At 71.5% G+C, this 9,133-nt stretch carries 4 protein-coding genes and 2 pseudogenes; all 6 read left to right on the forward strand.

The annotated features are described in order from the left end of the window. Window positions 1-823, forward strand: a pseudogene (locus tag AOK17_RS37925) (Wzz/FepE/Etk N-terminal domain-containing protein); the annotation flags it as partial. A 3-nt stretch (window positions 824-826) separates the two neighbouring features. Continuing rightward, a complete protein-coding gene (gene asnB, locus AOK17_RS37930) occupies window positions 827-2,761 on the forward strand; it encodes an asparagine synthase (glutamine-hydrolyzing) (RefSeq protein WP_055617158.1) in 1,935 nt (644 codons plus the stop codon). A 55-nt stretch (window positions 2,762-2,816) separates the two neighbouring features. Beyond that, on the forward strand, window positions 2,817-5,021 hold the full coding sequence (locus tag AOK17_RS37935; protein WP_055617159.1) for a bi-domain-containing oxidoreductase: 2,205 nt from the start codon (window positions 2,817-2,819) through the stop codon (window positions 5,019-5,021). Beyond that, window positions 5,018-7,024 (forward strand): heparinase II/III family protein, encoded by a 2,007-nt coding sequence (locus tag AOK17_RS37940; protein ID WP_055617160.1) that lies wholly within the window; start codon window positions 5,018-5,020, stop codon window positions 7,022-7,024. Before AOK17_RS37935 ends, AOK17_RS37940 begins: the two co-directional genes overlap by 4 nt. Then, window positions 7,021-8,556 (forward strand): right-handed parallel beta-helix repeat-containing protein, encoded by a 1,536-nt coding sequence (locus AOK17_RS37945; RefSeq protein WP_055617161.1) that lies wholly within the window; start codon window positions 7,021-7,023, stop codon window positions 8,554-8,556. Before AOK17_RS37940 ends, AOK17_RS37945 begins: the two co-directional genes overlap by 4 nt. 1 nt (window position 8,557) lies before the next feature. Beyond that, a pseudogene (locus tag AOK17_RS37950) lies at window positions 8,558-9,133 on the forward strand (O-antigen ligase domain-containing protein); the annotation flags it as partial.

Consider the following 9,133-nt stretch of genomic DNA (forward strand, 5'->3'; position numbering starts at 1 on the left):
CGCACCGCGCGCGGTGCGGCACTCCCTGCCCAGGACCGCTGTCACCAATGCCGCGATCGGACTCGTCCTCGGGCTCGTCGTCGGGCTCGCCCTCGCCGCGGTCCGCACGGTGGTGGCGGACCGCCCCGTGCTGCGTCGGGACATCGCGGCGAACCTGGGCGCCTCGGTCATCGCCGAGCTGCCCCGCCGGTCGGGCAGGCTGTGGCAGCGCCGACGGACCCGGGCGACACGCGAACGGCTCACCGCGCATCTGGCCCGCACCGTACGCGGCTCCGCGGAACCGGTGTCGCTGCTGGAACTGGGCTGTGCGCGCAGCACGAGCGTGATCGCCCTGGACCTCGCCGGGGCACTGGCGGCGGAGGGGCCGGTGGTCGTCATCGACGGTCTGCCCGGCCCGCAGCTCGCGGGCCGCCGCCCGAAGCCGGGAGCCCCCACCGTGGTCAGCGGCGAGCGTGCCGCGGCGGTGTCGCGTCAGGAGCGCCCGATCGGCGTCGGCTCGGTCGCGCCCGGCACCGCGTGGACCGACCTCCAGTACCTCGGCACCCGGACCGTGCTCGTCGTGCGTGCCGGGCACGGCAGCGCCGCATGGCTGCACACCGTGGCGCGGCAGCTCGCGGACCAGCGCATTCCGGTGATCGGTGTGGTGCTGATCGACCCCGATCCGCGTGACCGGACCGACGGGACGCTGTGGGACGGGCTGCACACCGCGCTGCGCGGCCGGAGCGAGCGGCCGGCCCGGCAGAACGGGACGGATCTGCGGCGGACGGAGCGGCTGCCGGTGCGGGCCGCCCAGGGCCCGGACAACGACCAGGAGGCGCGGTAGCACATGTGTGGCATCGCAGGCACTTACCGATGGCCGGACGGGAAGGTCGTGACCGACCGGCTCACCGATACCCTCGCCCATCGCGGGCCGGACGGGGCGGGCCGGTACGGCCACCCCGTCGGTGACGGCGAAGTACAGCTCGGGCACCGCCGGCTGGCCATCATCGACCTGTCCGGGACCGGCGCCCAGCCGATGGTCTCGGGCGGCCTCGTCCTGACGTACAACGGCGAGCTGTACAACGCGCCCGAGCTGCGTGCCGAACTGGCAGCCGCCGGGGTGCGCTTCCGTGGTACCTCCGACACCGAAGTGCTGCTCGAGGCCTGGCGGCGCTGGGGCACGGACTGCCTGCCCCGGCTGCGCGGCATGTTCGCGTTCGGGATCTTCGACGAGCGCACCGGTGAACTGGTTCTTGCCCGCGACCAGTTGGGCATCAAGCCGCTGTTCCTGCTCCGGCGCGGCGAGGGCCTGATGTTCGCCTCCGAGCTCAAGGCGCTCGCCGCCGCGACCGGCGGGTCGCTGGAGGTGGACCATGGAGCGCTGGTGGCCTCACTGCTGTACTACTGGGTGCCGGACTCACGGTGCGCGTTCCGCGAAGCGGAGAAGCTGCCGCCGGGGAGCTGGATGAGGTTCCGGCCCGACGGCCGTGTGGAGCGCGGCCGGTACTGGCACCTCAAGGACGTCGCCGCGGAGGGCCGGGAGCGGGCGCAGGCCGGCGAGCGGCCGGACCTGGCTGCCATCGTCGAGGATTCGACCCGCCGCCACCTGCTCTCCGACGTACCCGTGGCGACGTTCCTCTCCGGCGGCCTCGACTCCAGCTACCTGACCGCGCTGGCGGCCCGCGACCGGCCCGGGATCTCCGCCTACACGATCGGGTTCCGCGCCGAGGACGCCAAGTTCGAGGCGATGCCGGACGACCTGCGCTATGCCCGGCAGGTGGCGGAACAGTTCGGCGTCGACCTGCACGAGATCGAGATCGCGCCGAACGTGCTCGACCTGCTGCCGCAGATGACGTACAGCCTGGACGAGCCGATCGGCGACCCCGCCGCGATCAACACGTACCTGATCTGCATGGCCGCCCGGGAGGCCGGGGTCAAGGTGATGCTCTCGGGGATGGGCGCGGACGAGCTGTTCGCGGGGTACCGCAAACACCTGGCCAACCTGCTCGCGCTGCGCTATCAGCGCGTCCCGCGGCCCCTGCGGCGCGGCGTCCACGCGGCCGTGGACCGGCTGCCGGTCGCAACGGCCCGCCGGGGCTATCGGTCGGTGCGCTTCGCGAAGCGGTTCCTGTCCTTCGCCGATCTGCCGGAGGAGACCGCGTTCCGGCGCAGCTACACCATGTACGACCAGAACGAGCTGCTCGCGCTGGTCGATCCGGACCTGGCCGGGACGGTCGAGGACGTGCTGACCGAGCATGCGGACGTCTACGAGGACAACGACCTCGACGACTTCGTCAACCGGATGTGCCTGGGCGACGCCCGGATGTTCCTGCCGGGCCTGAACCTCGCCTACACGGACCGCTCCAGCATGGCCGCGTCGACCGAGGTGCGGGTGCCGTACGTGGATGTCGAGGTGGTCAAGGCGGCGTTCGCCGTGCCCGGCGACCGCAAGATCGTCGGACGACAGGGCAAGGCCGTCCTCAAGGAGGCGGCCACCTCGATCCTGCCCCGGGAGATCGTGTACCGGCCCAAGGGCCTGTTCAGCGCCCCGCTCCGCGCCTGGATGAGCCGGGATCTGGCACCGCTGGTGCGCGAGGTGGTCAACGACGGTGTGCTCGTCAACTCCGGGCTCCTGCGCCGTGACGCGCTGGCGCGCATGGTCGCCGAGGACGCCGCCGGGCAGCGGGACTTCTCCAAGCATCTGTGGCATGTGCTGACGCTCGAGTACTGGTATCGCGACGCGACCTCCGGGTCCGGCCGGAGCACTCGCTCGGCGGCGTAGAAGACGGCGAGACGACGAAGACGGCGAAGACGGCTTAGAAACAAGGGGACTTCGGGTGAAGCAGGTCGTACAGAACTACAAGAGCGGCGAGCTGGCGGTGCTCGACGTGCCGGTGCCGGGGTGCAAGCCGGGCGGTGTCCTTGTCCGCACGGCCTACTCGCTCATATCCACCGGGACCGAGCTCATGAAGGTGTCCGAGGCCGGCATGTCGATGCTGGGCAAGGCCCGCTCCCGGCCGGACCAGGTGGCCAAGGTCATGCAGAGCGTGGCCACCAACGGGGTGCCCGCCACCTACCGCAAGGTGATGGGCAAGCTGGACTCCTACACGCCGCTGGGCTACTCGCTGTGCGGGGTGGTCGAGCAGGTCGGCGCCGGTATCGACGACGTGAAGGTCGGCGACCTCGTGGCCTGCGCCGGCAACGAGCACGCGCTGCACGCCGAGTTGAACTGGGTGCCCAAGAACCTCTACACCCCGGTGCCGGACGGCCTCGCGCCGCGGCACGCGGCCTTCGGCACCGTCGGGTCGATCGCGATGCAGGGCGTCCGCCAGGGCGAGCCGCAGCTCGGCGAGGTGGCCCTGGTCATCGGCCTCGGGCTGATCGGGCAACTGGTGGTGCAGCTGCTCACCGCCGCGGGAGTCCGCGTGGTCGGAGCCGACCCGGACCCGACGCGCTGCGAGCTCGCCGAGCGCCTGGGCGCCGCGGCCTGCGGCGATCCCGCGTCCACTGCCGTGGAGGCCGCCGTCGCCGAACTCACCGGCGGTCACGGCGTGGACCAGGTGTTCCTGGCCGCCGGCGGGGGCAGCAACCAGCCCGTCGAGCTGGCCGCCCGGCTCTGCCGGGACCGCGGCCGGGTCGTCGACATCGGCAAGTGCCGCCTGGACCTGCCGTGGAACGCGTACTACGAGAAGGAACTCGACGTCCGCTTCTCGCGCTCGTACGGCCCCGGGCGCTACGACCCGGCGTACGAACTGGAGGGACGCGACTACCCGATCGGCTATGTGCGCTGGACCGAGCGCCGCAACCTGGCGTGCTTCCTCGATCTCCTCGCCCGCGGCAGCGTCGACGTGGAGCCCCTGGTCTCCCACGTCGCCGACTTCGACGACGCCGTGGAGACCTATCAGAGCCTGAAGGACGGCGACCTCAAAGCCGTGGCCGTGCTGTTCCGCTACCCCGAACAGGCGGAGGAACAAGGGGAGTCGGCGGCCCCGGAGGTGTCCGTGCCCGAGGTGCGGCGCACCGGCACGACCGTCGCCCCGGTGCGGTCCGCCAAGACGCCGGTGCGGCTCGCGTTCGTCGGCGCGGGAAACTACGCGACGTCGATGCTGCTGCCCCACCTGGCAGGGCGCGAAGGCGTCGAGTTGTCGACGGTCGTCACCACCACGGCGCTGTCCGCGGCCAACGCGCAGCGGAAGTTCGGCTTCGCCGAGGCGACCACCGATCTCGACACCGTGCTCGGCGACAAGTCCATCGACGCGGTGTTCGTGGTCACCCGGCACAGCTCGCACGCCGAACTGACCCGCAGAGCGCTCCTTGCCGGCAAGACGGTGTTCGTGGAGAAGCCCCTGGCCCTCACCGAGGACGAGCTGGCCGGCGTGCTCGCGGCGGTGGAGGAGTCCGGCAACGACCGGCTGCAGGTGGGCTTCAACCGCCGGTTCGCGCCGCTGCTGCAGGAGGCCAGGAAGCGGTTCGGCTCCCGGACCGGTCCGGCGAGCCTGCGCTACCTCGTCAACGCGGGAAAGCTCCAGCACGGCAGTTGGTACCTCCAACAGGGCGCCGAGGGCTCGCGGTTCGTCGGCGAGGGCGGACACTTCATCGACACGGCGAGCTGGCTGCTCGACGCCGACCCGGTCTCGGTGTACGCGACGGCCGCGCCCGGCAACGAGGACCTCCAGGTCGTCCTGCGCTACCCGGACGGGTCCACCGCCACCATCAGTTACGTCACCACGGGCGCGGCCGGCTTCCCCAAGGAGACGCTGGACCTCATCGCGGACGGCAAGGTGCTGCGGCTCGACGACTTCGTCCGTGCCTCGGTGTATTCGGACGGCACGGTCGGCCGCAAGCAGTGGGTCAGCTCGCGGCTGCCCAAGGCCCGGGACAAGGGCCAGAACGCCGAGCTGGCCGCGTTCATCAAGGCCGTGCGGACCGGCGGGCCGATGCCGGTGCCGCTGGAGTCGCTGGTCGCCACCACGTCGGCCACCCTCGCCGTGCAGGCAGGCCTGGCCGGCGGCGCGCCGGTGACGTTGGCGAGGGCGCGATGACTGTGAACTCGGGGAGTCCTGCCTGGTACCTGCGGCGGTTGTCCCGGATGGGACCGCGGGAGGTCGGCGGCCGGGTGGGCGACGCGGTGCGCAGGCGACGGTGGCGGTCGGAGCCGCCGGACTGCCCGAGCGTGACCGGCGCCCGGTTCACCGCGGTACTGCCCGCCGGGACGTTCGCCGCGATACCCCCGGACGCCGCGAAACGTCTCATCGCCGAGGCGGACCGGCTGATGTACGGGCACGCCGAGTTCTTCGGGGTGGTCCGCGACGACCTGACCGACCCGGACTGGTGGTGCGACCCGAAGACCGGGCGCCGGGCCCCGTGGGGCTACGCCTTCGACGTGCCGTACCGGAACGAGGACGCGGTCGGGGACATCAAGCAGATCTGGGAGCCGTCCCGGCATCAGTACCTCACCCAGCTCGCCGCCGCATACGCGATCACCGGGGACGAGCGGTACGCCGAGCGCGTGGCCGAGCACCTGCGGTCGTGGTGGACGGCCAACCCACCGCTGCGCGGCGTGCACTGGATCAGCGGCATCGAGCTGGGCATCCGGCTGCTGTCCTGGGTGTGGATCCGCCGGCTGCTCGACGGCTGGCCGGGCGCGGCCGGTCTTTTCGAGGGCAACCCGGTGGCACTGAACCAGATCTGGCACCACCAGCGCTGGCTGGCCGCCTTCCCCAGCCGGGGGTCCTCGGCGAACAACCACGTCATCGCCGAGGCCGCCGGGCAGTTCGCGGCGTCTTGCGCGTTCGGGTGGTTCCCCTCCTCTGCGCGCTGGGGAGCCGAGGCGCTGCGATCCCTTGAGCGGCACCTGCGAAGCAACACCTTTCCCTCCGGCCTCAACCGCGAGCTGGCCACCGAGTACCACGGACTTGTGCTGGAACTCGGTCTGGCCGCGGTGGCCGAGGCGGACGCCGCCGACGTGCCGGTCCCCGCCACGATCCGGCTGGTGCTGCTGCGGATGACCGACGCGCTCGCGGCCGTCGTGGACAACCGGCTACGGCCGCCACGTCAGGGGGACGCGGACGACGGGCACGGTCTGATCGTTGACGGCGCGGGCACCGACCGCTGGGCCTCGCTGCTGGCCACCGGGGACGCCGTGTTCGGCCAGCTCGCCTGGTGGCCGACGGTGACCGGCACCGATGTGCGCACCCCTTTGCTGGCCGCGCTCATCAGGCCGTACGCAAACAAGGGAACCGCACCGGCCGTGGCCCGCCCGGCAAGCCGACCGGGCCACTTCGCGGACGCGGGCATGACCATCCTGCGCGGTCCGGCGGAGATCTGGTGCCGTTGCGACGGTGGTCCGCACGGCTTCCTGTCCATCGCCGCGCATGCCCACGCGGACGCGCTGTCCGTGGAGGTCCGGCACGACGGGGTCGATGTGCTCGCCGACCCGGGGACCTTCTGCTACCACGGGCAGCCCGAGTGGCGGCAGTACTTCCGCTCGACCCTCGGCCACAACACCCTGCGGCTGGACGACAGTGACCAGTCCGTCTCCGGCGGCCCGTTCCTGTGGACCCGGCAGGCCCGCAGCCGCGTCCTGGTCGCGGACGCGCCCGACGCCTCCGACGGGGGGACGGCCCGCTGGTGTGCCGAGCATGACGGTTACCAGCCCTCCGTGCACCGCCGCCGGGTGGAACTGACGGCCGCGAGCCAGGAGTTGAGGATCGTCGACGAGGTCCGCGGCCAACACGGCCCGCGCCGGGCCGTGCGGCTGGCGTTCCACCTCGGCCCCGCGATCGCCGCGGACCTGGCGGACAACCGGGCCGTGCTCACCTGGACCCGGGACGGCGAGGACCGCTCCGCGGTGCTCGACCTGCCCGGGCAGCTGAGCTGGCGGTCGCACCGCGGCGAGACCGACCCGCCGCTGGGCTGGTACTCCCCCGGCTTCGGGCGCAAGGAACCCGCCACGACGCTGGTCGGCACCGGCTTCACCGACGGCACTGCGCCGTCGGGGGAGTTCACCACCGTGCTCAGGTTCCGCGGCCCGGGGGACGAGTGAGCGTCAAGAGGCGGCACTGGGCGGCGGCAGCGCTGGCACTGGCTCTGCTGACGGTGACCGGCTGCGACGGTTCGCAGGGCACCAAGGCGGAGCCGAAGCCCGCGGAATCCACGTCCGCCCCGTCCGCGGCCCGATCGGTGGCCCGGGTGTGCGCCAAGCCGACAGCCGGGCCGACGAAGGCGCCGGCGGGCGCGGTGACGGTGGACCCCTCGGTGGTCGGTGACCTGGCCGCGAAGACCAAGAGCAGCCCCCCGAAGACCACGTTCTGGCTTCGGCCGGGCAAGCACAGGCTCGATCCGGACCGCTACGCCCAGGTCATCCCCAAGAAGGGGAACCGCTACCTCGGCGCGCCGGGCGCGGTGCTCGACGGCCGGAAGAAGAACCAGTACGCGTTCGGCGGCAGTGCCGGTGACGTCACCATCCGCTACCTGACCGTGCAGCGTTTCGTCGCGCCGCACGACGAGGGCGTGGTCAACCATGACTCGGCCGACGGTTGGGTGATCGAGAACGCGACGATCCAGAACAACTCCGCCGCCGGGCTGATGGCCGGTGCCCGCCAGCAGGTCCGCGCCAGCTGCCTGCGCGACAACGGCCAGTACGGCATGAACGCGTACAAGGCCGGCGACTCCATTCGCGGCCTGGTGGTCGAGGGCAACGAGATCGTGGGCAACAACACCGGCGACTGGGAGCGGCGGCGGGAGGGCTGCGGCTGCACCGGAGGCATCAAGTTCTGGGCCGTCAACGGCGCCGACGTACGAGGCAACTGGGTGCACGACAACCGCGGAACAGGGTTGTGGGCGGACACGAACAACAACGACTTCCGCATCGAGAACAACGTGATCGAGGCCAACGACGGTGCCGCGCTGATCTACGAGACCAGCTACAACGCGGTGGTCCGGAACAACACGATCCGGCGGAACAACTGGGTCGAGGGCCGCAAGGGGGCCGAGGGCGGAGACGACTTCCCGTACGCGACCGTCTACCTGTCCGAGTCCGGCGGCGAACCACGAGTCCGAGCCCGTACCGACAAGATCGAGGTCTACGGGAACCTGCTGGAGAACAACTGGTCCGGAATCACCCTGTGGGAGAACGCCGACCGGTTCTGCAACAGCCCGGCCAACACCTCGTCCGGTGACTGCACGTTGCTGGTGCGGAACTCCGACCGCTGCGAGCAGCCGGCGATCGCCAAGGCACCGCTCTACTCCGACTGCCGGTGGAAGACCCAGCGGGTGGACATCCACGACAACCGCTTCGTGCTGGACAAGTCCGTCGTCGAGTGCACGGCGATGTGCGACCGAATGGCGGTGCTGTCCAACTACGGCACCTATCCGGAATGGTCGCCGTACAAGGGCGAGCGGGTGGCTGACGCGATCACCCGCAAACAGCACAACCGCTGGCACGACAACGTCTACCTCGGATCATGGAAATTCGTCGCCCACGACCCGGGCGGCGTACTGAGCTTCGACGAGTGGCAGGGCAGGCCCTACCAGCAGGACACGGGCAGCACCCTCGGCCCACGGGCCGGTGGTTGAGATGGGCGGGGACCTGCGGCGCGGTGGGCTGCCGGGCGGACCGGACACGGCGGGCACGCGGCCCGGCGCCGAACCGCGCCCTGGCGGCACACCGAGGATCGTCGGAATCGTCTGGGGGCTGCTGATCCTCAACACGCTCGGTTCCACCGGGGCGAAGACCATCATTCCGCTGCCCCGCTCCCTCATCCAGATGGCCACCATGGGTGCCCTGGTCGCCGCGTTCGCGCTGGCGCTGGCGGTCAATCTCCGGCTGCGCCTGCGAGCGAGCGCCTTCGTGTTCCTGCTCACCCTGCTGCTGGTGCTGAGCGTGATCTCCAGCGCGAACCTGGAGTCCGGGTTCGGCGCACTGTTCCGCTGCGGCCGGCTGGCTCTCTTCGTCGGCACGCTGTGGCTGCTCAGCCGCTGGTGGGACGGCGGCCTGACGCTCGTCCGGCACCACATCCGGATGTACTTCGCGGTGCTCGGGTCGGTGGCCGCCGGCCTGGTCGTGTCACCGGGCGCGGCCATGCCCGAGCTCTACGGCGGACGCCTCGTCGGCGCGTTGTGGCCGCTCACCCCGCCGCAGATCGGACAGTAC

It is taken from the genome of Streptomyces phaeochromogenes, from assembly GCF_001418655.1.
In the GTDB taxonomy this organism is placed as follows: domain Bacteria; phylum Actinomycetota; class Actinomycetes; order Streptomycetales; family Streptomycetaceae; genus Streptomyces; species Streptomyces phaeochromogenes.